17 protein-coding genes are annotated in these 26,631 nt (G+C 46.5%); 7 read left to right on the forward strand and 10 right to left on the reverse strand.

Annotated features, from left to right (window positions below):
- The 3 genes from Q4Q57_RS20795 to Q4Q57_RS20805 form a co-directional block, all read right to left on the reverse strand.
- The coding region (locus Q4Q57_RS20795; protein ID WP_311891920.1) for a PAS domain-containing methyl-accepting chemotaxis protein at window positions 1-1,178 on the reverse strand (1,178 nt) is incomplete at its 3' end.
- A gap of 352 nt (window positions 1,179-1,530) precedes the next feature.
- Complete coding sequence (locus Q4Q57_RS20800) at window positions 1,531-5,853, reverse strand: alpha-1,6-glucosidase domain-containing protein (RefSeq protein WP_311891921.1); 4,323 nt, start codon at window positions 5,851-5,853, stop codon at window positions 1,531-1,533.
- Window positions 5,854-5,958: 105 nt separating this feature from the next.
- Entirely contained in the window at window positions 5,959-8,925 is a 2,967-nt protein-coding gene (locus Q4Q57_RS20805) for a TonB-dependent receptor (RefSeq protein ID WP_006085095.1), read from the reverse strand.
- Window positions 8,926-9,405: 480 nt separating this feature from the next.
- On the opposite strand from Q4Q57_RS20805, the gene Q4Q57_RS20810 reads away from it, so the two are divergent.
- The 5 genes from Q4Q57_RS20810 to Q4Q57_RS20830 all read left to right on the forward strand — a co-directional run bounded on the left by Q4Q57_RS20810 (window position 9,406) and on the right by Q4Q57_RS20830 (window position 13,052).
- Window positions 9,406-9,789: a DUF3649 domain-containing protein gene (locus Q4Q57_RS20810; protein WP_006085094.1), complete on the forward strand. Its 384-nt coding sequence runs from the start codon at window positions 9,406-9,408 to the stop codon at window positions 9,787-9,789.
- 1 nt (window position 9,790) lies between these two features.
- On the forward strand, window positions 9,791-11,488 hold the full coding sequence (locus Q4Q57_RS20815) for a PepSY-associated TM helix domain-containing protein (RefSeq protein ID WP_311891922.1): 1,698 nt from the start codon (window positions 9,791-9,793) through the stop codon (window positions 11,486-11,488).
- On the forward strand, window positions 11,485-11,835 hold the full coding sequence (locus Q4Q57_RS20820) for a DUF3325 domain-containing protein (RefSeq protein WP_311891923.1): 351 nt from the start codon (window positions 11,485-11,487) through the stop codon (window positions 11,833-11,835). Before Q4Q57_RS20815 ends, Q4Q57_RS20820 begins: the two co-directional genes overlap by 4 nt.
- Before the next feature lie 108 nt (window positions 11,836-11,943).
- The gene (locus tag Q4Q57_RS20825; protein ID WP_311891924.1) at window positions 11,944-12,381 is read left to right on the forward strand and encodes an OsmC family protein; all 438 of its coding nucleotides are present in this window, start codon (window positions 11,944-11,946) and stop codon (window positions 12,379-12,381) included.
- 230 nt (window positions 12,382-12,611) lie between these two features.
- Window positions 12,612-13,052 (forward strand): hypothetical protein, encoded by a 441-nt coding sequence (locus tag Q4Q57_RS20830; RefSeq protein ID WP_311891925.1) that lies wholly within the window; start codon window positions 12,612-12,614, stop codon window positions 13,050-13,052.
- A gap of 106 nt (window positions 13,053-13,158) precedes the next feature.
- Here Q4Q57_RS20830 and Q4Q57_RS20835 read toward each other — a convergent pair whose 3' ends face one another.
- The 6 genes from Q4Q57_RS20835 to thrA form a co-directional block, all read right to left on the reverse strand.
- Window positions 13,159-16,443, reverse strand: a complete 3,285-nt coding sequence (locus Q4Q57_RS20835) for a S41 family peptidase (RefSeq protein ID WP_311891926.1) — start codon at window positions 16,441-16,443, stop codon at window positions 13,159-13,161.
- A 384-nt stretch (window positions 16,444-16,827) separates the two neighbouring features.
- Window positions 16,828-17,685, reverse strand: a complete 858-nt coding sequence (locus Q4Q57_RS20840) for a transporter substrate-binding domain-containing protein (RefSeq protein WP_311891927.1) — start codon at window positions 17,683-17,685, stop codon at window positions 16,828-16,830.
- A gap of 290 nt (window positions 17,686-17,975) precedes the next feature.
- Window positions 17,976-18,290, reverse strand: coding sequence for a hypothetical protein (locus Q4Q57_RS20845; RefSeq protein WP_409438206.1), 315 nt, complete (start codon window positions 18,288-18,290; stop codon window positions 17,976-17,978).
- Window positions 18,291-18,654: 364 nt separating this feature from the next.
- The gene (gene thrC, locus Q4Q57_RS20850) at window positions 18,655-19,938 is read right to left on the reverse strand and encodes a threonine synthase (protein ID WP_311891929.1); all 1,284 of its coding nucleotides are present in this window, start codon (window positions 19,936-19,938) and stop codon (window positions 18,655-18,657) included.
- 112 nt (window positions 19,939-20,050) lie between these two features.
- Window positions 20,051-21,013: a homoserine kinase gene (thrB, locus tag Q4Q57_RS20855; RefSeq protein WP_311891930.1), complete on the reverse strand. Its 963-nt coding sequence runs from the start codon at window positions 21,011-21,013 to the stop codon at window positions 20,051-20,053.
- Window positions 21,010-23,478, reverse strand: coding sequence for a bifunctional aspartate kinase/homoserine dehydrogenase I (thrA, locus tag Q4Q57_RS20860; RefSeq protein ID WP_311891931.1), 2,469 nt, complete (start codon window positions 23,476-23,478; stop codon window positions 21,010-21,012). Before thrA ends, thrB begins: the two co-directional genes overlap by 4 nt.
- 640 nt (window positions 23,479-24,118) lie before the next feature.
- On the opposite strand from thrA, the gene slyD reads away from it, so the two are divergent.
- On the forward strand, window positions 24,119-24,775 hold the full coding sequence (gene slyD / locus Q4Q57_RS20865) for a peptidylprolyl isomerase (protein WP_063882753.1): 657 nt from the start codon (window positions 24,119-24,121) through the stop codon (window positions 24,773-24,775).
- A gap of 236 nt (window positions 24,776-25,011) precedes the next feature.
- On the forward strand, window positions 25,012-25,383 hold the full coding sequence (locus Q4Q57_RS20870) for a hypothetical protein (protein ID WP_063882755.1): 372 nt from the start codon (window positions 25,012-25,014) through the stop codon (window positions 25,381-25,383).
- A 56-nt stretch (window positions 25,384-25,439) separates the two neighbouring features.
- On the opposite strand, the gene trpR is transcribed toward Q4Q57_RS20870, so the two are convergent.
- Window positions 25,440-25,715, reverse strand: coding sequence for a trp operon repressor (gene trpR / locus Q4Q57_RS20875; protein WP_063882757.1), 276 nt, complete (start codon window positions 25,713-25,715; stop codon window positions 25,440-25,442).
- Between the last annotated feature and the right edge of the window lie 916 nt (window positions 25,716-26,631).

The raw sequence follows: 26,631 nt of genomic DNA on the forward strand, positions 1-26,631 counted from the left end.
CGACTCGATAATTGTCTGACTTCATCGGCCACCACGGCAAAACCGCGGCCACAGTCCCCTGCCCGCGCCGCTTCAATTGCCGCATTTAAAGCTAACAGATTAGTTTGATCGGCAATGGCACGTATCACCTCAAGCACTTGGTGAATTGCACGGCTATCTTCTTCAATCGTTTGAACCACATCGGAAAAGTGACTCACTTGCACACTCAACTCATGAATCGCCTCTATGACTGTTTCTAAACGTGAATGACCGCGTTGAGCCGCCTCGTGGCTCGACACCATTTCAGAGGCGGTGCGGTGAATATTGCCCGTCACTTCGGCAAAACTGGCGCTCATCTGCTCCATCGCTGTTGCAGCCTGCGTCGTTTGCTCACTCTGGCTATCGGCGTGCTCCCAAGTGTTGGTAATGGTTTGTTTAAGATTGACACTTTGAGATTGGATTTCACTGGCAGAATCCGCCATGCGCCCGACAACGCCACCAATTTCGGTGATCAAAAAGCGCAGAGCAAGATCCAATTTTCCAATCTCATCTTGGCGGCCGGTATACACGCCCGTCGCCACAGGATCGTCAATAATATTAGTCGCCATCGACACGAGTTTTTGCAGCGGCTGCATCAGGAAATACCATGCTAGGCACGCTATCGTCATCCCCGCAATTGCAGCACCAATGGGAGAATAACTGGCAATCATTGTCGTAGTCATAATCGAAATCAGCATGGCCAGCAGTATCTTACCACTGAAACCTAGCCTATCTTTGCGCAATGCTTTAGGTTGCTTGCCCTGATTTATATCGCTGTAAATACGCTCGGCAGCTTTAATCTGCTCAGGGGTCGCTTGACGGCGAACAGATTGATATTCGTGAATTTTACCGTCTTCATACACAGGTGCGACATAGGCATTTACCCAGTAATAACCGCCATTTTTAGTGCGATTTTTAACGATACCCATCCAAGGTTTACCCTGCTTAATTCGCTCCCAAAGGATCTTAAACGCAGCCGCTGGCATATCTTGATGACGCACTATGTTATGGGGATTCCCTTGCAACTCAGCAGCACTAAACTCGCTAATCTGCGAAAAAGTCTGATTCACATATTTGATGTTTCCCTTCAAATCCGTCGTGGAGAGTAAAATCGCATTATCTGACAGGTGTGTTTCACCATTCTTAGAGTTTTTATGCATAGGGATATCAGGCTAGGTCTCGGTAAAAAAGATAACGAGCATTCTGCCAAAACCTCAGTACATCAAAATTGATAAAGCTCACATTGGCAGCACAAAAATTAACCTAATGCTAAACAAGCAGTAACCACTAGACACACAATAATAAATTAAAACAAACAACTGTGACGAAGCCAGCAAGTCAGAAAATCCATATCTTGTTTCGCTCACAGTTTTAAGCCTTGCCTCTGTATCGGTTAAATATTTGTAACCCTCCAGTTCAGGGGAATAAAAAAACCACCTTAAGTTCGCACTTAAGGTGGTTTTAAATTCACAGCGAATCCATGGTGAGTTAACCGCGGCTCGCTGCGTAAGCCTAATTAACTTGAGTCACAGTTAAGGTTGGCGATTTAGGATCGGGACCTGTCACAGTAAAGCGATAAGTTGCATCCACTGGCGCATTAAAATGCATATTTGCCCCCTTTGAAGCCAAGACTTTTAACCCATCAAGCGTCACAGCCTCATCCCCCACCACAGCACCAAAATCGACACTAGACCAATCTGATGAAGCAATTTTGAACTCGTTATCACCTGCGATTAACGCGATATCGACACTGTAAACCGAAGCGCCTTGATAGGCTAGCGTGTCCACTGTGCCCCAACCATTCATGCCGCCACGAATGTAAACCGTGTTCGCACCAAACATCGCCGTTTTATACACGCTGAGTTTAGGTTCATTACGATTTGACGCATCAAACACAAAGCTGTAGGTATCATCGCTGTCGAAGGTGATGCTCATATTGCCGCCTTTGACCGCCAGCAATTTCTCTTGATTGAGCACGACGACACCATCGGCCTCACCGGTACCATAATCTACGGTAGACCAGTCACTGGACGCGAGTTTAAAGCCTTTAGTACCTGCCGTGATGGCGAGATCAACGCGATATATCCCACCGCCCATATACTTGACTTCGTTATCAGTCCCCCAACCATTCATATCACCACGCAGATACACTGGCGTTCCTACAAATGGCTCTTCGTTATAAACGCTTAATACGGGATGGTCCTTATCCGATGCATCAAGGGAGAACACATAGGTTGCCGTTATCCCCGCGGAAAAATGCAGATTCCCGCCCTTCGCTGCTAGCGCTTCGGCCACGCCTTCATCAACTTGCGCGACATCAGCACTTATGGCACCAAAATCAACGGTATTCCAGTCTGCCGAGGCAATTTTGAAATCATAGTCACCGGCATTCAGTTTGATGGCAATACGGTATTCGCCAGCGCCGACGTAGGCGAATTTATCGACTTCACCCCAGCCATTCATGCCGCCACGGACAAATACATCGGTACTGCCATAGGGCACAACATCGGGCGCACCAACTGTAGCGTTTGCCGAGAGACCCACGCCCTGCGCACCGCTTTGTTTTTTCACAAATACAGCCGTGCTGTAGGCAGGAACCGTAAATGTGCCTTCATTCGCACCCTCACTAAAACTTGCGCCGCGGATTTTGGCATCAACAGAGTTTGCTTGTACTTCGTGTAAGCTAAAGCCTGCTGCAGTTGGCACTGTGTGAGACTGCTCCGTTGCGCTGCCGTTGATCATCACAACGATGGCATCGACTGTCGGGTCGAGATCGCTAAGACCAACGCCGTCGTCCAGACTCATGACGATGACACCCTGTTGCTGACGCTTACCGACGTTATGGAATCCCACACGCTCAATAATGGTCTGTTCATCGGTCAAGCGGAATAATGGACTCTGATGGCGTATACGTAAAAACTCGTTAAATACCCCCGAAGCCAATTCGATATCCGACATGGAAGCCGCCGCATTTGGGTTAGCAGAAATACCCGAAATCTGCGTCCATTTGCTGCTGTTATCCTGCGCGAGTGGTAAACCTACATTCCAGTTATTGGTGTTATAGGTAAAGTCGACATAGTTAAACCAGTCCCCCGAGTCATAGCTGTTTCTGTCCATCGATTTTGAGCGCAGTAAATCACCGCCCATTTGCAGGAACGGCACCCCTTGGCTCAAGAGTGGAATACTGGCGGCCATGTTTTGGACTCGCACACGATTTTCAATACTCAAACCAATGGCATGTTGATATTGCAGGATATCCCACAGGGTTTCGTTATCGTGCTTAGAAACATAGTTAATACTGTCGGCAGGATCGAGAGCGTAAGCACTCGGTTGTGAGTTCCAGCTAAAGCTACTGCCCTTAGCCGAATTGCCATTAAAGTCTTTGAGTACATAGTTTTGTAAGTTACCCGCCAATGATAAGCGTAGGGTATCTTGATCCCGCAGGTAGTCATCCTTTGCTTCAGTCGCAAACAATGCGCCACCACGCACCGCCTCGCGTATTCTGTCATTAAAGGTGCCCACTTCGGAGCCTGCCATATTGGCTTGTGTTGCCTGTTCGAATAAACGATTATCGGCAACTTCACCAAAGTTCCATCCTTCACCGTAGAAGTAAGTGTCTGGATCGACGGCCTGAACAGCGGTTCTCGCATCGAGAATACCTTGCTTAGGCATGTGCCCCATCACATCAAAACGGAAGCCGTCATAGCCATATTCTTTGGCAAGCAAAACTAAAGAATCCGTGACGAGTTTACCCATCATTCGATGTTCAGTGGCGGTATTTTCACAACAGGTTGACTGTTCCATCGCGCCAGATACAGGGTCGTATCTGTGGTAATAACCAGGAACGACCTTATCAAGCACAGCGTTAGCATTCACGCCAGAAGCGCTCGTGTGGTTATACACAACATCCAATACGACTCTGAGGCCAATATTATGCAAGGCTTGGTTCATTTCGCGCAGTTCAAGCACTCGCGCCGTACCCTCAGCCACTGTGGCATAACTGCCTTCAGGTGCAAAAAAATGCTGCGGATCGTAACCCCAGTTAAAGCCATCTAAACCACGCATAGCATCCACTAATGCCTGCGCATCACTTGAGCCTGGTAAGCTATTCGCCAGAATACTCTCTATAGTTGCTGACTTGTTTTGGGTTTTACAAGCATCGGCCGTATCATTGATTTTGCTGCATAACTTGGCCAAAGTGTCGGTCATTTCGATGCGTTCACTGGCATTTTCATTGACTGTTGCCATATCGGTGGCGGGCAACACATGGAAGTGAGTTAAGCCATTATCAACCAGCTTTTTAAGATGTTCGACTGGCGCAGAGCCTTGCTCGGTAAAGGCCAAATATTTACCACGGTGGGCGGCACTGGTACTCTGATCTCGAATACTAAAGTCTCGAATATGCCCCTCGTAGATCACCGCATCTTCTGGGTGAGCAATCGCAGCAACGGTTTGGTTATCCCAGCCGTCAGGTTTAAGGTCTGCATCATCCAAATTAATAAACTGACTGAAACGACCGTTACTCGACACATTCAAAGAATAAGGGTCAGTGCTTTCTAACGACTCCAGTTTTTTAGTCGTTGGATGGTACACACTGAGCGCATAACGATAATAGAGGCGATTAAGGCTAGCATCACCGCGATAGGACCAGATACCAGTGAGGCTATCTAAGGTCATATTCTCAGTGCTTTTAAGTGTTTTATTGGCATCATAGACTTTCAGTTTTACGTCTTGGGCAGTCGGTGCCCACACAGAAGCAATAATGTTCGCCCCATCGTAAACCACACCGAGCGTAGCCTCATCAGCATCTTGGTCGCCCTGTGTGTAAAGATCATCAAGCACCTTGGCCGCTTGCACATAAGTTGCGCCAACAGGTTTGTCATCGGCATCGTAAGCGACTAATACTAATTGATCTTTTGCAATGGCTTTGGCTTCATCCGCAGTAAAATTAGCAGTATAAGCAGGCCAATCTGCCAGCACTGGCGATAACGCTTTTTGTGCATCGTTTAAGGTCGCTGGCGTTAAGGTCACTTGAGTGCCACTGATCACATTATTATCATCGGCGGCGATATCAGCCTTAGCTGAATAATGCAATTTCACGCTTGTCACCCCCTGTGGATCTTGATTCCACACAAAGGTATTGCGATCTAACCAGTGGGCACTCATACCTGAAATAGAGAAACCTGTCTCTAGAATCGGATACTCATACACATCCGACTCACCGTGAATGGTGAAATTCACGCGAACATAGGTCGCATCGTCCTGTACCAGGGACATGGTTAAGTTGTTCTTACCTAAGGCTTTACCTGCATCATCCGTACCGGCATGCACAATAAAGTTGCCGCAGGCACCATAACCTTCCTTCAGATTAAGTATCCAATAGGCGCCATAATTAGGGTCAATACCATCGAAGGGATGGCCGTTGCTCCAGTCGCTGGTATCAAAAGGAGCGGCATATGCATCACACTTTTCATCGTTCCAAGTATGTAATTTGTACTTAGGATATTCAGCGTTACTCGCAGTATTGTTTTTATCTTTAATGCGATTGTAGTAAAGCACTGCTTGATTGGCTTGCGGGAATACGCTTGGCGCGGGTAACGAGGGATCTAAGCCGTTTATACAACTCTCGTTTTTAGGATCAGGGAATTTAGGCGCCTTACAACTGATAGGCGTAGGTGCAACGCAGCTTGTGCCCGTCGCATCGGGCACCATAGGCACATCGCAAGTTAATAGTACTTTACCCGGTTCAGATGAATCACTGCCGCCACAGGCCGAGAGTAAGCTCATACTCAGGGCTAAAGCCGATAGTTTAATAAGATTAGAGATACTCAACATGAGTGGTTTCTCCCAATTTGCGAATAAGGCGCCGTGATACTAAGTGGCGCAGCATGTAATGGATTTAGGCTCTGTGCGTCTAAGCACACTAACTGATGCAATGGATTACAGGGCATAGGTGAACCCCAAGAAAAATTCGCGGCCAAAGTACTGTAGGGTGCCGGTTTTCTGCTCGGTGCCGAAGTAACTCTTAGTCGGTTCATCTGTGAGGTTATTGACTTGGAACAGTACGTTTAAACCGTCCGTTACTTGGTAGGAGGCTTGATAGTCCATCACGGTTTCGGAATCGAAGTTCACCACTTGATCGTTAATCGCCACCTGTTCAGAGACAAAAGCATCACGGTAACGAGCGCTGATACGGGTTTCAAAGCCCTCATAGCCATAAAACAAGGTTGCACTGAACACATTATTCGATAACCCAGGTAAAGATTGAGTAGCACTATCACCGCCTAGGCTGGTAATGGACTGCACCTCACTCTCGGTATAAGAATAACTGGCGTTAAAACCTAAACCGGAAAATAAATCGGGCAAGGAAGCAAACACTTGGGTATAAGCCAACTCTAAACCGCGAATGTATCCACCCTCGGCATTATTCATTGCAGTAGTGTAAGTGCCATTACTTGTTGAGGTTTGCACCCCAGTAACAGGATCGACGATGTAATCCGGCACGTTGAAGCCATTCCCCTTAAAATCGAAATTGGTGATAGCCACAGTATCAATAAAAGAATCAATATTTTTGTAGAATAGCGCCGCGACAAAGGCGCCTTCATCAAAGTATTTCTCGTAGGAAATATCATATTGATCCGCATAGAAAGGTTTTAAATAAGGGTTATTAGTACTGGAACCATTGATGACCCCATCGCTATTAGCCGTTGCGCTCGCATCTCCCGCCAAGCGGTTAATGGGCGGACGCGACATCACTTTAGCGGCAGCTAAACGGATTTGAGAATCTTCAGTGATCTTAAAACTAAGGTTAAGGGACGGTAGATAATCAACATAATCTATCCCTTTGATTTTAGGTGCATAGTAGTTATTTACTATGCCTAAATCATCGACAATGTACTGAGCGCCAAGCTCTGGATGTGCACCGACATTCTCTAAGACAGTTGCGGATTGGTCTGTTTCAACACGGCGTAAACCGAGATTTCCTGTGACTGGAATACCACCAATCTCGGTATCAAAATTAACCATGGCATAAGCCGCAAACACCTTTTCGAACACCTCCCCACTTTGCAATACGGTCCAAGAATAGTTAGTGGTATAGCCCTTAGCATCGAGTACACCATCGGCATTTCCCCAAGTTTGTACTGGTTGTGGGATACCTTCAGGGAACCAAGCCGCTAGCGCAGCGTCGAGATCAATGGCGAGATAAGAGGGGAAATAACTGAACTCACCCTGCCAATCGACGACCGAGGCCATATCAGACGTCAGCTTGAGTGGTGGCTCAGCGCTAGAGAAAGCGCCATCATTGCCATATTCAAATACCGAGCGGCGATTGGAGTAATTGCGATCAGAGTAACGTACACCAAACTCTACTGAGCTGATGTAATCATTCTCAAGGTCATATTTAAAATCAAGGCGATAAGCCTTTACCGCATCTTCATTCTCATAGGGATAGATGCCGTACTTACTCACCATCACCCGATCCAGATCGGTGAAAGCATCTGCTTGATTAAAGCCCACATCGGGCAGATTAAGCCCGTTAAGTTGATAACTAATCGAGACATTATCATCGAAAACTGGGGTATCAGCATTAGCATCGACAGCAACGTTCGCCCATAACAGGCCATTCCTAAAGTTACTTTTGGCTGAGGAATAGGAAATATCGGCGGCGACATTCAGTCTGTCTGTCACTTGCCAGTCAGCATTTAAGCCAAAGCTATTCACTTCATCAAAATCTTGGTTATCGTCGTTTACAGTCTCAACTCGGGTATAGCTTTTTGAGGTACGATTAAAAGTTCCGCCAATAACAGAATTGCCATCGAGTACAGGATTGGCAATCGCAGCGCCTGAGCCACCAAACTTAACCCTGAATCCTCGGGCAAACGATTCGCTATCGAAACGCGATAAAAATGCATCGGCCTTGAGCTTAAAATTATCTCTAGGAGCCCACTCAATCGCGCCCATATAACCGTTACGAATTTCAACGCCACCAAGGTGCTGTAGCTCAAAACCCTCGCTGATGTACTCATTCGCAGGGGCATCAATAGGACCGTTGCTATCATTAGCCAGTCCATCAACTTCTTTGCTGTCGTTATAAGCCAAACCGATAAATTGGGTCGCAACACTGGGTTGTTTTAGACGGGCATAACCTAACGCCACGCCTAAGGTATCGTCGAAGAACTTACCCTGATAAGACATACTCAATCTGTGGCCATACTCGTCAGCACCATACACTTCACTGGCTCTGTCGTTGTACATACCACGGGCATTGACCAGAAAACTATGGTCTTTATCGGATTGCAGTGGGCTGACTGTTTGCAGTTCAACTGTGCCTGCAACGCCCCCTTCAATGAGTGAGGCTTTAGGGGATTTATACACAGCGGCGGATGAAATCAGTTCAGACGGGTATTGATCGAACTCGATACTGCGAGTACCACTCGTCGATACCTGTTCACGGCCATTTAAGGTTGAAAAAACAAAACCGCCAGACATACCGCGAATGTTAATTTCCGCCGCTTGTCCACCTGTACGTACCGCTGAAATACCGGGTAAGCGGGTCAGCGCATCCGCCATTGATACATCGGGTAAGGCGCCAAGATCATCTGCCGATAATTGCTCTGAAACTGTGTCGCCGTAACGCTTAGCATCGAGGGAATCAATCAGACTTTTGCTGTAACCTTTAACCTCAATACGTTCGATATTTGCCGCTTCATCGCTGGCTTTTTTGTTGGTTTCGACACTCTTGGTATTCGTGTTGGTATCGTTTTTTATATTGTCGTCTTGAGCTTGTTTGGCCTCCTGTTGAGTTGGCGTAGTCTCTGCTGCAAAGGCTAACTGCGGTGTATACACCACACTAAAGCCTGCTGTCGCGAGAGCCATGGTCAAGACGCTGAGTTTACAATGACGCATTTGGCATTCCCCTATGTCATAACGACTTGTTTTAACCCGATGTTCTATTCACCACATCAATCCAAGAAACATAGGGCAATCAAAGTGTCATACTAACGGTGTAGCGTTTTTCGCCTCAATGGGATGCATACGTATTCATAACTTATCATTCACAATATATTAACCATAAATTTTTAGCCTTTGATTTAAAAGATTTATATTCAAAGCTAAAAAAATACAAAAACACAACCTAGTAACAATCTGCACCTCCGTTAGTCCAAGATCACATATTTACATTCGAATCTAAATGATATCGTTTATCATTTGAATTAACTAAGTTATACTTCTCGCGGTTAGCTATTCCCCTGTTAATAGAAATGCATTCACCGTTAAGCCGAGTCTTCTGCCGTTAAACCAGAAAGCTCAAGCACACGTTGCAGAATTAACCGTAACGGATAGCCATAACGGACCCATATTGGCTCGAAATGAGAAGTGGCACTTATGTCTAATACACCCGCGTTTGAAACGTCAACGCAATCATCTGCAGTGCAAACGCGCTCTTTCTCACTGATTTCACGGGGGATTGTGCAAATTGCGCGATGGTTTAAGCAAGAGCAATCGCAGTTTGCCTTCAAAGTCTTTGCCCGCGCGAGCGCCGCACTGCTGGCGGGTTATATTGCGGCGGCCACCTTGGCTTGCCTGCTGACAGTCGTGCTACCTATGCCCCGCTTCGAAAGCACAATAACGGCCAATATGTTGGCTTTTCTGTTTTATGCCATCGCCATTATTTACGCCTTTTGTGTACGTAAAACCTGGCATGCATGGCGAGATCTAGGCCTAGTGAGTTTGTTATGTTTTGGTTTGCTTCAGGTGTGTGGACAGTAAGATGAAAGAGACATTTTTTAGAACCTTATCTTGGCTACATACTTGGGCAGGTTTGCTCGTGTGTTGGGTGTTATTGTTGATCTTTTTTGCGGGTAGCTTGAGCTATTTCCGCCATGAGATCAGCCTGTGGAACGAACCCGAGTTGCATAAAGGGGTTTATCAAGACTATCAAGCCGATACGCTCGCAAATCAGCTTGATAAAGGCCAAGATTATATCGCAGCGCATTCGCCCGAATCGGCGCAACGCTGGATGATAGGTTTTCCGACCGAACGTAAACCCTTTCAAAGTGCTAGCTGGCAACTGCCACCAGAAAAAGGTCAGCGTCGCGGCAAGACTGAAGAACATGTCGCCCTCGCCGATGGCAGCGGCATGATCTCAGAAGTGCGCGCAAGTCGTGGCGGCGATTTCTTCTATCGTCTGCATTTTGACTTGCATTATATGTCCGCAATTACAGCCCGCTATATCGTCGGCGTTTGTACTATGTTTATGCTGATCGCCCTTATCAGTGGCATAGTGATCCACAAACGGATCTTCAAAGATTTGTTCAGTTTTAGACGGGATAAAGGCGCTCGCTCTTGGCTAGACGCGCACAATGTGAGCTCTGTCATCGCCCTGCCCTACCATTTGATGATCACTTATACCGGGCTTATTACCCTAATGCTTATCTATATCCCATGGACGGTTAATACCGCCTATTCGGGTGATAACCAAGCTTTTTTAAAAGAACTTAATCCCGCCAGACAAACCGAGAAAGCCGCGGGGATTAGTGCGCCACAGGTGCAACTGAGCCAATTACTACCTCAAGTGAAAGCCGCATGGGGCGATGCGCCAATTAAGCAAGTGATAGTGTCATACCCTAAAGATCAAAATAGCCAAGTGACCTTTTACCAAAACACAGGTAAAGATGTGACCGATGAAGCCAATATTTTGATATTCAACGGGGTAAATGGTGAGCTTAAATATGCCAGCCCGCACGAAGCCTCAGGAGCCTCCGCGACTTACGATACTATGATGTCGCTACACACGGCGCGTTTTGCCGCCCCGCTATTACGAATATTATTCTTTTTCTGCGGCATATTAGGTTGCGCTATGGTCGCTACAGGCACGTTGATGTGGGCCATTCGCCTACGTCAAAAACAACAGAAAGCCATAGATAAAGGCGAGAAACCAAGCTTAGGATTACGTCTCGTCGAAGGGTTAAACTTCATGTTTATCTTAGGATTACCCTTAGGCGCTGTGAGCTTCTTTTACGCAAATCGTCTGCTATCGACAAGTTTTGCAGGCCGCTCCGAATGGGAAGTTCACAGCTTCTTTATCGCGTTAGCGGCAATGGGAGTGTGGGCTTTCTTTGGCCGTTCACGTCGCCAGTGGCAAGCAGCATTGATAACCACAGGCAGTTTGTGCTGTGCACTGCCCGTGCTCAATGCCTTCACATCGCCGAGCAACCTCATCGACAATATTCAATCCCATCAATGGCCTTTAGTCGGATTTGACGTGCTCGCCATTCTACTTGGCGGCGCTATGCTATTTGCCAGCAAAAGATTAACTTTGATTGCTAAAGCCCCAGCCAAGCGCCCAACAAGACCCGCATTCAATGCGCCGAATACCAAGGCGAATAAAGCACGCCGCAGCGAGCCACAAACATCCCTAGCCAACGAACTTACCTCGCCGTCTTCATTGGAGGAAGCCAAATCATGATGCCAGAATTTATCCCTGTACTTGGGATCTTAGGCTTAAGTTATCTCTCACTTGCCCTGTTCGCCTTAGCTAAGTTTGGGCATTTTAAGGATGTGTTTAACCGTCCACCAGCACAATGGCAAAGCCATTTACTCACCTTGTTTGCTTGGTTATTACTGGCATTTAGCTTAAGTTCCTGCGCGAGCGCTCAAGGCTGGGCCTACGGTAGCATTTTATTTATGGGGATCATTTCCCTCGCGGCCATGCTGGTCATACTGACGTTAAGCTACAGTCCACGCCATTTACCGATTGGTATCGTCGCTGGCAGCGTGCTCACAAGCAGTTTATTACTTAGTGCTGGGCTATAACTTTCGTTGCACTAAGCTATAACTTCCTGCTGCAGTGAGCCACAGGTCATGGCTAAGTGCGCACCGCTAGGCTATAGTGCCCTGATGTCCTTCAGATAGGAGAAAATAATGGGCTTTAACTTAACGGTTAACTGGCAAACCTCGCCCGCCGAAGAAGGCGAATTTTGTCGAGACCACAGCATTACATTTGGCAGTGGCCAGACGATTCAAGCCTCGTCAGCGCCGGAATACAAAGGCAATGGGCAGAATGTAAACCCTGAGGAAAGCCTGCTGGCGGCGTTATCCTCATGCCATATGTTGACCTTTCTCGCGATTGCACATCTTAAGCGCTTACCTGTCACGTCCTATGTGGACAATGCCACTGCAGAGCTGGGTAAAAATGAAGCAGGCAAGTTGGCCGTCACTAAGATGGTGCTGAATCCTAATGTCATGTTTGCCGAAGGGATTGAAGTCAGCCAAGAAACCCTTGAGAAAATTCACGAAAAAGCACATGCAAATTGCTTTATCGCCAATAGTTTAGCGACAGATATTCACATCAAGTTTTAAGATTTGTGCTGATATCTACGGCCCGCTAATGGTTTCCCTAAGCGGGCTTTTTTATTGCCGCACCGCAGATCATTACCAGTCTGACTCATTGCCATCACCGAATCACCGTCGCCGCCCCCACACAGAGTCTTACCATCCGCATCCCCGAAACCTTTTCCATGATTCAGCTCAGGTCCAGCTTTTAAACCGTACGATTGGTATAACTTAGTGCCAACTGTTGGAGTTAAACGATGCACATTCAACCACTGCGATATTCCCCGTCTGTCAGCCCACAAAAAAATGTCTCCAACGCTGAATTTGCACAGGTTAACAATGCCGTTCAAACCAACGCGCCAGTTTCAACGGATACAATAACGCTTTCTCGCGATGCAAAACAATTTGCTGCAAATGCCCAAAAACTAGTTGAAAAACCAGCAGAAATGCCAGCACTGAGGGATAACATAGAAACCTTAGTCGAATTGAAACACGCGAAGATGAAATACCAAGTGATCGCCGATATGACCAACATAGCAACAGGAACAAGCCAAGGGATTTCAGCGCCAACGGCCTATTACCTAAGCCATAACGAAGACGCGAGAGCGATGACAGTTAATCACCTTGCCCAACAACAGCAAGTGAACACTATGCAGATCTACGCAGAAACGAGTAAGAATATTAATGAATGGGCATAAAAATGGGTGTTGTCTCGGGAACTAAGAGACAACACCCTAACTTTGTACGCGACTATGCTAACTGAGATACCTTAAATTTTAGTTAAATACTGAATCTAAATATCAATTACTTAGCTTTTATATCCTGCGCCATTCCTTTTACTGGCAGAGGTTGCGCTTTTAAAGCTGGAACGGGCTGCTTAACTAATTCATCCTTCAAATAGCTTATCGCAGTCTCAAGCTGCGTATCTTTACCGTTATAGGTGGCGAAAGGTAAGTTATCGACTTCAATATCCGGCGTTACGCCATGCCCTTCCAACACCCAGCGACCATCCATTGCATACTGTGGATACTCGGCCACTCTCGCCATACCTTTATCGGTCAGCGAATTTCGCCCAGATAACCACACGCCAGCCCCTGCCGTTTGTTTACCAATTAGCGGTGCAATACCCAGCGCTTTAATCCCTGCGGAGAAAGTTTCACCATCGGAATAGGTCAGCTCATCGGTTAACACCACTAAATGGCCACGGAAGGTTTGCTGCATATTGGTGTTTGGTGTGCCGTGAGTCGGTTGCCAAAACGCCCAAGCGCGGCGCAATAACTTCTCGATAATCCAACTGTCGATATTGCCGCCGCGATTACGGCGAACGTCGATAATCAAACCGTCTTTATCGTAATTGGTATAAAACTCACGGGCGAAACTTTCAATATCGCCGCCGCCCATGGCATATAAGTGCAAATAACCAATCTTGCCCTTACTCGCATCCTCGACCACAGTCGCGTTATGGCTCACCCAATCTAAATAACGTAATTGGCCATCAACCATAGCGCTGACGGGCATAACGATGGTTTTATGGGTTTGGCTGCCACGCTTAAGTTGCAGTAATACTTGCTTGTCCTGTTGATTGCGCAACAGCCGCGTGACATCAGCCACGTTCGCCACTGGCGTGCCATTGATGGCCAGCAGCACATCGCCTTCTTTGGCATCGACTTCGATACGATTTAACGGTGAAGCGTTAGCTGGCAACTCAGGATCGTTACTGTAAATATGCGCAATTTTAACGCCATCGGCGGTTTGCTGTAGACGCGCACCTAGGCTAGCTGCTTTAGCCGCATCGGGATCTTTGGGTAAATCACCGCCGCGAACCTGTGAGTGCAAAGAATCCAATTCGCCCATCATTTGCATGAAGATATCGTTCAGTTCGTTACGGTCAGTCAGGCGGTCAAGCAAAGGTTGATACTTAGCTTTGGTCGCTTGCCAATCGAGGCCGCGCATCTTCTTATCGAAGAAAGATTCTCTGTGCATCAACCAAGCATCTTCAAACATTTGTTGCCATTCAAGCTGGGGAGAAATCGCTAATTGCCATTGATCCGTTTGCACTTTGGCATTATCCGTATCGCCTAGCTTATCGCCACCGTCAACAATCATCAGCGCCTTGTCATTGCTGAACTTACGCAGCATCAGCTTTTTGCCATCGGCAGAAACCGCATAATGACCAATATCCTCGGCAAAAACCTCGGCTTTCGGACTTAATGGATCAAACTTGATGGTCATCAGACTCGGTTCTGCGTCATCACCCATCGCTTGGTCGAGCACATAAAGCCTACCATCGACGGCGCGCAGTTCACTGTAATTGCCTGAATCGATAGGCACTTGCCATAGGCGCTGCGAAATACCAGACCAATCGATTTTCACCGGATTCGGTTTATCCTTGGCATCCGTTTTGTCAGCTTGGTTAACGCTGAGTTCATTGGGTTTACTAAAGGGGAATTTGGCATTGTTAACTAAGGCGATGGCAAAAATTTGGCTGCGTTTATCAAACACTGGGCCCATGTTTCTATCGCCCCAAGGTGAACTTGGCGTGGCGCTGAATTGGCGATTTGACAGGAAATATAACCACAGGCCGTCACTGCTAAAGGTTGGCGAATAGGATTCGTACTTATCGCTGGTGAGCGTCTCGGCCTTATTTTCATCCACAGAGTAAAGGACGATTTGCGGTCTTTGTTTACCGATTTCCGACTTAGTTAATGCAATAAAACGGCTGTCTCCGGACCAGCGGATATCGGCGTAAGGCCCAAGTCCCTCACCGTTAGTGATGATTTTCTGATTGGTATTTTTCTTTAAGTCGAGCAGCCAAACATTACCATCATTATCGTCGTGGGCGATAAATCGACCGTCATTGGACAGATTCAGGCTCATTCTTAAGGTATGACCGTCTTTTGTCAGCTGCTTAGCGCCACTGCTGCCATCGGCAGGGAATTGCCAAATTTCCTGCTGACCCGTCATGTCGCTAATCGCATAAACCGACTTGCCATCTTGGCTCAATATCGCTTCTCTCACGCGATAAGTCCCTGGCAGCGCAACTTGGATTAAGCGTGAGCCATCAACACCCGCAATTGCTACATGGCTGCGGGCGGTGATCACCACTTTATCGCCAGCAAGGGCTAAATCGGTGGAGGAGGCATAATCCATAGGATCTTTCACCCAGTGCTCACGGCGCTGGGCAAAATCGGACGTGAGTTCGATATTGAGTAATGCGTCTTTCGCGGCGGCGATATCAAATACATGGATATCAGCGCCCTGCTGGAAGACCACTTTGCCTTGATCCATCTGCGCGCCGCGGACTTGCCAATCTTTAAATTGGGTCAACTGTTTTGCGTCTGAACCATCGAGCGCCATCGACCAGAGGTTGTCGTTACCATCGCTGTCGCTGATAAAATAGAGTCTGTCTTGCCATAGCATAGGTTGACGCACTGAGCCGTCGTGCTGGCCGCTGAGCAACTGGGCTTCGGTTTTGCTACCAAGTTTAAAGCGCCATAATTCGCCCTTTGCGCCGCCACGGTACACTTTGGCGTTATCGCCAGTGACTTGCAGGCCAAAGCGGGTGAAGTACACATATTCGTTGCGATCATCAATCACACCTTCGACCGCATCGGCTAAGGGTAAATCTGTGGTCATAAGGGTTTTAGGATCGACGCTGCGTAGCATCCAATTATTCGCGGGGCCAAAACCACTGTCTGTGGAATATAAAATCTCGCCTTTGGCGGTCCAACCTTGAACCCGCACACGGCTATTCTCAAAACTCACCCGTTTGGCCACACCGCCGGCAACCGGGATCACATACACTTCGCTCGCGCCTTCATAATTGGCCACATAAGCAACCCACTTGCCATCGGCTGAAATGGTCGCACCTAGCTCCTCTGCGGGTAAACTCGTTAAGCGGGTCGCCGCTTTTTGGCCTAAGGTCTGAGTCCATAAATCCCCTTCAGCGGTAAAGACTAAGGTTTGATCGTGCAGGGCTGGCGCGCGGTAATAGCCTTGATTACTCACCGCATTGGCAGCGATGGCTTGGGCCGCAGTGAATGTACCTAGGGCAAGCATACAGCAGGCGACAGAATGGCGAAGTTTCATGTATGACCTCTATCCTATTGTTATTTTTAGCAATGGACTCTTTAACGACGAGATTTTGCTAGCAGAGTGAGCGAAGACATTCTTGCCATGGGCTTTTGTAAAAAAACGCAATCAAACCCAAAGCATGACAATTTAGCTCACCAAACTAGCAGAATTTAATAGAGAGTTCAGTAACTTCGAGCCAGAGAAGTTTTAGCAAATGTGTCACATCTTAAATCGCGAGAAAACAACTGAGTAAAAAACAATATTCTTTAGTGCAAATAACCAAAAATCATAGCGTTACTCTGTTGATCCACGATAAAAATCATTAAAAGTGAGACGTGATCGGCGTAGTTGAAGGGCAAGTGTTAAGGGCTAATATTAAGAACAAATGTTAAGGCATGATTACGGGCTGACGTACAGCGTCTTTAATGGACTGCTTAGGCGGCTCATATTGGATTGTTTCGCTAGTGACATTTGTTGCCATTTATTGATTACTCGTGCAATTTCACCGTTATCCATCATGGCCTTAATCGCATGATTAAACTGCTCTAACTGGCTTGGCGTCATACTCGCTTTACTGAGCATTAAATGGATATGGTTTTGATCTAACACTAATTTAAGTGGCACTAGCTTAATGTGCTGATGCTGACTGGCAATATAGGGCATGGCCATAGTATCGCCGACGATCATATCCCCGCGGCCATAGGTGAGCATTTGTACCGACTTATCTGAGTCAGGGCTCAATACCAATAAGTGCTCCTGCTCTAATCGATATTGAGACTCTTGATAATCAACGCCATACCAACCGCTTGAAGGCACAAGCAGACGTAATTTCTTGGTAAAAATGTCTTCCCACTTATCGACATTAATCTGATCTTTTTGCTCATCGAGCACGAATAATCGCAGTTCTTCGTCTCGATAATAACTGGAAAAATGTGCATAAGCCTGACGTTCATCCGTCATTGTCGCCCCCATCAGCACATCTAATTGCCCAGCTTTCAACATCTGGTGCGATCGCTTAGCTGGCACATTAATAAAATTGATTTTGCAACCAAGATACACGGCAAATGCCCGCATCAGATCCACATCTAAACCTTGTGCTTCTCCTTGGGGATCTTGCCAAGCATAGGGAGCCCAGTCGTTATAACCGACTTTAATGGTTTTTTGACAAGGTAAAGGGCTATTAACCTGCAATGTACTTTGAGCAGGCAAGGCTAAAGAAAGCAAAAATAAGACAGGAACGTATTTAAACAGTGACATAGGCTAAGTTACTTGCCCCTTAAGTTGGCGATCCTCTCCTGATGAAGATGAAGCAAAACAGTTCAACGTCAGGCTTCCACAGTGTTTTAATACCTAAATAAGCGTAGTTGGCACTTAGACAGCGCGCCATAAACACCAGTCAGAACATAGTAATTAACCTAAATAGGGCGCGGAGAATAGCAACTAAAAAGGACTGTGGCTAGGGCGTTCAATGTCATCGATTTAATTCACTTAGCCTAAAAACTCAGACTGAATAAATAAGATCAAGTTAAAGTTAAAATTTAAGCTCGCTAAATCTGACACTTATAAATAACAGCAACAACCTTAGTGGGATCGCCCATATCAGTCTGTAACCAAACGATGTGCGTGCCGCCCAATTGCTCTCCCTGAGCTATGGCAGAATCTTTGGCTTCATCTAGATTATTCTCGCGCCGGCTCACTCCAGTGACGATCGCAAAACTGTCGCAGTGGGTCACTTCAAAATCGTAGGCCACATTTATGCGCCGATATAACTCCCGTTGCTCGGCTGCGCACCCAGAGACTAAAACGCAAACACAGACACAGACACAGACACTTAATAAAAAAAATCTAGACAAATCACTCAACCCACTGATTAAACACGCGGGTGAACATAAACAATTAAAACCGATAAAATTGTGAACCAGATCACACTTGCATAACCGAATGCAATACAATAAGTTACAAATATTAATTTAATATCATGTAGTTAAACAAAAGTTTTTTTATGCTTGCCTGCAACACAGTTTCATCAATTTATCGTTATTTTGCTTACACCTGTAAAGAGTGCACTTATAAAAAATGCATTTGTAAGAAGTGTACTTATTGGCAATGTATTTATAAAAACGTATTTATCAAAATTGTGCTGATAAAAAAGGGGAGCTAAGCTCCCTTCTCTTCTGTAACGCTATGTTATCTCACCTATAGGCTGATACGTTAAGTACAAGCAGCTTAGGTTAAGATTTTGAATAAGTGCGCTTTCAGTGCGGCAAAATCTGCGGGTAGCTCTGCAGATAAAATTGTCTTAGTCGCCACCGCCTCAAGCTCGGCCGGTAGGGGTAAGTCTAGCTTTAGCTCCCTATCTACGACATCCTTAAACTTAGCGGGATGCGCCGTCCCTAAGAATATGCCCACTTCGTCGGGCACTAAGGTTAAAGATAATGCCTTAGCCGCGATCGCCGCATGGGGTTCAGACACATAACCCTGTGCATGCAACTCGGCTAATGCCTGTGAGGTTTGCTCCTCGGATAAACGGATCCCCACTAAGTTACTCAGTGGCCAGCCTAATTTCTCACAAATGGCTTCTACTCGCGGCCAGTTACTGGGCTCACTCACATCCATCGCATTGGACATGGTCGCTTGGGTTTGATTGGGCAGCCATTGACCATTGTCTAAGTAACGCGGCACAGTATCATTCGCATTGGTGGCGGCGATAAAGCGTTTAACCGGTAACCCCATGGCTTTGGCGAATAAACCCGCCGTCAGGTTACCAAAGTTACCACTTGGCACTGAAATCACAGGATCGGCGTCGTGGCGTTGTTTAGACTGGGCAACGGCTTCAAAGTAATAGCAAATTTGCGCGAGTAAGCGGCTGATGTTGATAGAATTTGCCGAGTTTAAGCTCAGCCCATCGCGGACTTCTGGATCATCAAAGGCGCGTTTAACGAGATCTTGGCAGGCATCAAAGTCAGACTCGATAGCGACTGTGTGGATATTTTTGCCTAGAGTCGTGAACATCTTCTCCTGTAGCTCACTGATCTTGCCCTTAGGATAGAGCACCACCACATTGACTTTCTCAAGCCCATAAAAGGCATCAGCCACCGCGGCGCCAGTGTCACCGGAAGTCGCAGTCAGAATGGTTAAACGTGTGTCGCCGACAAAGGCATTGACGCATTGCGCCATAAAACGCGCACCAAAATCTTTAAATGCGAGAGTAGGGCCGTGAAACAGTTCGAGGCAAGCGCGCTGCTCATCGACGGCAACCAAAGGTAACTCGAAGTTAAAGGCACGCTCAACTAAATCATCGACCGCAGCTTGGCCTAATTCAGAGGCAAGCCAGGCGCCGAGCACTTTTTTACTGCGCTCAACGAATGGCAGCGCCAGTAACCCTTCAATATCGTCTAATACGGGTATTTGGGTGGGGAAGAATAAACCTCTGTCTTTACCTAACCCCAATTGTACCGCTTCTTTAAAGCTCACTTTCTGCGAAGGGTGTTTTAAATTATATAGTTCCATGCTCACTCGACCTTTTGATGCTAAGCCATAAATGCTAATTCTTGATGCATGCTCTTTATGCATAAGATGGATATTTAGCCTTAATGCTTAGTCTTGATACTAAAAATAAGAATTAATCGACTCTACGCGTGCCTTGCTCATCGAGGCGACATACATGGGCAAAGCCACCCGCCTCGGTGAGATAATGCTGCTCTAACCAGACTTTAGCGGCGTTGGCCGTGGCTAAATCATCGGTTATCGAAAACAAGGTTGGGCCACTGCCAGAAATCCCCGTAGTCAACATGCCTAAATCGGCTAAAGCAACTCTGGCATTGTCGTAACCCGGAATCGCAGCTGCGCGATAAGGCTCTGCTAACACATCTTTTAATACGCTGATCGCAAGCTTGGCATTCTGCTGATAAGAAGCATGTACAAAGGCACTTAAATAACGACCAAAATCGATAGTGACACTTTTATCGTATTGATCAGGCATGAGTTTACGCATCATCGCCGTCGAGAGTGAAATCCCTGGATAGGCTACAACCCAATACCATTCTTTAAAACTCGGTATTGCTTCGCAAACTGTCCCCGGCACATTGAGCATCAATTGCATACCGCCCAAGTAACAGGGGGCGACGTTGTCATAGTGCACACTGCCGCTGATCTTACCTTCAAACTCGCCCATCAGTTCCAGCAGGGCTTGCTCGTTATAGGGTCGGTTAAAATGTTCATTCAAGGCATATAACGCCGCCACGACTGAACTGGCACTAGATCCTAAACCACTGCCGACGGGCAGGTTCTTTTCCAGTGTCAGTGCCACGCCTTCACCTGCTTTACCCTGTGCTTCTAAATACTCCTTACTCAGGGCGGTTAAGAAAAACTCGGCACATTGGTACACTATATTGTCTTTTGGATTATCAGGCAGTTTATGGGCCCAAGCGCCGGTTTGTGTCAGGCTCACACCCGATTCTGCCGCCGCGATAGTCACTCTATCGCCGAGTAAACTGCCGTCTATCGGCGCCAAAGCGGCGCCCAATAAATCAAATCCGACTCCCACGTTACCCATAGAGGCTGGAGCGTAAACCGTCAAACTCATACACTCACCTCACGAGTCCAATTCAAAGTTCTTAATACATCGGCAAAGGCACCAGCAGCAGTCACTTCCGTTCCCGCGCCATAACCGCGCAGCACAAAGGGAATAGGCTGATAATAACGGCTATAGAATGCCAAGGCATTTTCACCGCCTTTAACGCTATAAAGGGGATCCTGTGCATCCACTTCGGCGATACACACACGGCAGACGCCATCTTCAATTTGCCCCACATAACGCAACACTTTACCTTGGTCTTTGGCCTGCGCCACTTTAGCGGCAATAGCAGCATCAACCTGCGGCAAACGCGCCATAAAGCTTTCGACATCGCCTGAATCATCAAACTCGTCGGGCAATACAGATTCAACCTGCACGTCACTGAGTTCTAGCTTTAGTCCCACTTCACGGGCAAGAATGAGCACCTTACGTGCCACATCCATACCGCTCAAATCATCACGGGGATCGGGCTCAGTAAAACATTTTTCCCGCGCAAGACCTGTCGCCTCGGAAAGCGTCATACCTTCATCGAGCATGCCGAAAATAAAGGATAAAGAGCCCGATAAAATACCGTTAAACTTATGCAGTTTGTCACCCGCAAATAACAGTTTTTTCAGATTATCGATCACAGGCAAACCCGCGCCGACTGTGGTTTCGTATAAAAATTGGCGGCGCTGTTTTAAGGCCGTTTGGCGCAGTGCTTGATAATAGGCATAATCGCGAGTGTTCGACTTTTTGTTCGGCGTGACCACATGCAAACCTGAGTTCATCACATCCAAATACAGATCCGATACTTGCTCGCTCGAAGTACAATCCACCAGCACTGGATTAAGCAATTGTTGCTCTTTCACCCATGCCAGTAACGCTGGGATATCGCAGGCTTGCTGACTATCGGCAAGCAAACTAGACCAGTTGCTTAAATCGATACCCGCGCTGTCGAGTAACATCTTGTTCGAATTTACTATGCCACAAACACGGATACTGATGTGCTGCTCTTTGAGCATGGCGGACTGTTGTTTTATCTGCTCGAGCAGGCCCGCGCCCACGTTGCCGCATCCCACTAAAAACACATCTAAATATTGCTGCACATCGAAAAAGCCTTGATGACAAGCCGCCACCGCATGCTTAGTCTTACGCTGCTCGATCACAGTCGAAATCGAGCGCTCGGACGATCCTTGGGCGATGGCGATAATGTTCACGCTTGCCTGTGCTAACGCTTGGAAGAAACGCGCCGCTACCCCTTTGTGGGTGCGCATGCCATCACCAATCAATGAAACAATTGCCAGCTCATGACGCATAGCGATAGGCTCAAGCAAATCACTTTTTATTTCTAATTCAAACTCTTGCTCTAAAGCCCACTTCACTTTGGCCGAGTCAGACGTCGCCACACAGAAACTAATGCTGTATTCAGAAGAACTTTGGGTGATTAAAGACACTGACACGCCGCTGCGGGAAATCGCCGCTAAAGTACGGCTCGCCATGCCAACCATGCCTTTCATACCAGGGCCTGATATATCGAACATGGTCTGGTTATCTAAATTGGAGATAGCTTTAACCTGCAAGCCGGTTTCATCGGCTTGGTTTGAAACCAAAGTGCCGGGCGCATCAGGATTAAAACTGTTTTTGATATAACAGGGAATATGGAACTGAGCGATAGGGGCAATCGTCTTAGGGTGCAATACCTTAGCACCAAAATAGGACAGCTCCATCGCCTCTTGATAGCTGAGCTGAGACAAGAGTTTAGCGTCGGCAACCACACGGGGATCGGTATTATAGACACCGTCAACATCGGTCCAGATTTCACAACTTGAAGCATCCAAACAGGCGGCGAGCACGGCAGCAGAATAGTCAGAACCATTACGGCCTAACGTCACCACTTTGCCCTGTTCATCGGCGGCGGTGAATCCCGGCATCACCCATACGCGTTTTTCACCTAATGCCAACGCGCGAAACCTTGGCTTACTCACAGCGATATCAACGACAGATTCTAACGGACGACCACGACCTAAAAATAAGGCGCGTGGGTCAAGCTGAGCCGAAGTGATCCCCTTTGATATCATCACTTGTTCCATCAAGGCAGCTGATAAACGCTCACCTGCGACCACGATTTCGGCGCGGATGCCATCGGGACACTCTTGCAGTAATCCGATACCACGTAATCTATCCTGCCAGATCACTAGCTGAGCATTGAGTCCAGAAAAAAGCTGTTCGCTTTGCTCACTCGACAACACTGAGTTAACGGCGTCTTGGTACAGCGAAGTAAATACCCGCTCAACGTGCTGCAGCACAGGTAAATATTCTTCACCTTTAACGGCTACGTCGACCATTTCTAATAAAGCATTCGTCACAGTTGCAGGGGCCGATAGCACTGTGGCTACGGGTTCTAGCTTAGATGACTTGGCAACGATATCCGCAGCCATCGAGAATCGCTGCCAATTTGCAAGCGAGGTACCACCAAATTTCATTACTTTCATCTTGTTCTCCTGTACCGCGCCCGACTTAGAAATAAGAGCTATAAACAAAAAAGCCCGCTTCTTTGTGGGAAGCGGGCTCATTGTTAAAATTCTTTAGGGTGTATCAGCCCGCCCCCACTGTTGTTGTAGTGGTGGTTGTAATAATGGTAGTTACTACGAAACCTAGGCTATGCATGTGTTTGGGCTAATCCATGTTAATTCTTGATAAACAGAATTGCTTTTTTTACCCGCGCTTGTCAACCCCTAAAATGGATTATTTATCCGCAAATCTTCACACTCGATAAAATACTGTATCAAGATTAGTTAATATAAAGTTTTCTAGGGGTAAAAATGCGATTTATGCAACAGATAACTGTTGACGTTAACGTAATAAAGCGAGAAAACTATTGGATAATCACTTATTTTTCAGATAATTATTTATAGTTCACTTTTAACTAATGCGTTATTTGTTCTATCTCATCACTCAGGCCAAATTGACAGGCTAATGAGCAAAAATCACATTACACATGCTGCAATGCGTAAAACAGGCTTTAATCTGCCGAAAAAAAAGCTGTGCGATATCTAACATAAGCCACTTCAAATTATCGCCAGCACTAAAAAAGCACGTTATTATGCGCGCACATTCCGAATTGGAGGCGATATGAAGATCACTCAACACAGCGCGGTAACCATTCATTACCGTTTATCAGATCAAGAAGGCAGACTATTAGAAGACTCTTTCGACTCTGAACCTATGCTATATCTGCACGGCACTGAAAACCTGATCCCAGGTTTAGAAGCCGCATTAGATGGTAAAACCAAAGGCGAAAAACTCGATGTCACTATTAGTGCCGAAGAAGCCTATGGCCCTTACCACGATGGCCTACGTCAAGCCGTGCCATTAGAAGCCTTTGGTGATATCGAAGATATCGTTCCAGGTATGCGCTTTATCGCCGAAACTGAAATGGGTCAACGCCCAGTTCAAGTCATGGAAGTGAAAGACGATGTGGTTATCGTCGATGGCAACCATCCTTTAGCGGGCCAATCGCTCAATTTCAGCGTCGAAATCGTTGACGTTCGCGAAGCCTCTGCCGAAGAAATCGCCCATGGCCACATTCATGCCCAAGGCGGTTGTGGAAGCCATGGACATGATCACGATCACGGCGGTGGATGCTGTGGCGGTTCAGGCAAAGAAGAAGCTGGCGGCTGTTGTGGTGGGTCAGACCACGATCATGGACATCACCATGAAGATCACGAAGCCTGTGACACACCTAAAACAGGTTGTGACGGCAATGGCGGCTGTGGTTGCCGCGGCTAGATACAGAGTGATGCCCAAGGTGAGCTAGAAATAGCTCATCCCTAAGCGATTGAACTGCCATAGTTTAACCTTTGAAGATGCGCGCCCTTAATTTAAGGTCGTGCATTTTTTATACGCAAGCGTTTATACTATTCGTAATAGATAAATAAGTGACTGGTAAATTGAAGTATTCAAATTTTATATGAATATTTTCAATTAGATATTGATATCAACCTGAGTGAAGCGACGGAGTGCTTATGTTAACCAAACCCCTTTACGAGATTTTGCCTTTTGGCTACATGGCGCTCGGCAGTTCGAGTTTTATTGCACTCGACATCAACTATGCCCTAGTTGCGGCTACAGTAGTGTTCGTCTTAGGTGCGAGGATCTATGTTATGCGTTCTCAAAACCGTCGAACAGACTCGGTAAGACGTCGTAAGTCGGGCTATCTTCCCGAGATGATTTATAACTTCTTACCTTTTATCTATCTCATAGCGGCATTGGCTATCTTTAAATTCCTTCCCAAAGACCTTTACCCAATTCTGGCCATCTGCTTACTTAGTTATGGCTTATATATTCTGGTGCGTCGTTCACTCTATCGTCGCCATAAGCTGCCCATCACGCCTTAAGGCTGTTACCAAAACAAGCACAAATGATGTCCACAGGGCTTGTTTTCATAAGAGTACTAACCAATCAATTTTTGAACTTTCGCTCTATGGTCGGGAGACATATTTTTCAAGTAATTAGAGCAACGGGTGATCGTCGCAATACTCACTTCATATTCTGCAGCTATGTGCCTTTGGCTCATATCCCCATCCAATAACAACTGAAATACCTTTAAGCGACCGGCAACGGCACTACGCTCTTCTTCGGTTAACAGTAAATGAAACAACACAGAAAGATCTTCATAATTGCTGTGGCTCAAAATCTTTTCTAATACTAGATCCCAGTTCGCTCGCATAACAACCCTCATAAGTACTGTTCAAGCATTACATTGCCAGTCTAACAGATTTAACTCAAACTACCTGAATTCGAATAAAAAAATTCACCAATACCCTAATAATGATCCATTCGAAAAAATCCTAATTTTGCAGCAGCCTATGGTTAATTAGAATTGTAAATTTCAAGTTATCCATGGAAGTAAAACAACTTACACTTAATAAGTTATGTAATCGTTAGCATAGTCATTTGGACTTATGATATGAACAGAATCATTCAGTCAAAAACGTAAGCGGCTCAAAATTATCACCAAGAATTTCTATCCTGATAATCCTACTAATATTGCAGTGCCACTACTAAATATCGCCTCAGGATAATGGACCACGATACTCCTATAATAAATGATGTGTTCAATTCGGCAGCCTTGATGGATTTATAAACTAATCGCTTTAAGTCTATAGTGAACGTGCTATTACAGGTAAATCTCTTCTGAGCCCTTAAACTGTCCTGCACGGTCTACTTGATTGCTCTCCTCAAACAGTTACTAAACCACAGCTAAGACGCTCAATACTGACACTGTGACACCTACACGCATATCTAACACCAATAATATTAAATATCTATTCATTCAGCGGGAGTTCAACGCGCTTTAGACAAGGCGAAGGCTTGAAAGCATAGTGGTCTCTGTCAAAAGCCTTGAACGCAGCATGAAGCGCGTTTCCATGCCGTTAACATCTGCGCCCTTAGGAGGCCTCATAGACATCCCACTCCCCTGTTGCATTGACTTCCATTTCTACGCCAATGCGCCTTGGATTGAGATGCCTGTGAGGCTCTGAACTGATTAAATACTTCATGTGATTGGTATAAAGCAAAAGATGGTGATACCAAGAGAATTAGACAGAAGCGGAGAAAGCCAAAACGGGTCAAACCGCCACAGA

This window comes from Shewanella sp. SP2S2-6 (assembly GCF_031931965.1).
Lineage (GTDB): Bacteria > Pseudomonadota > Gammaproteobacteria > Enterobacterales > Shewanellaceae > Shewanella > Shewanella baltica.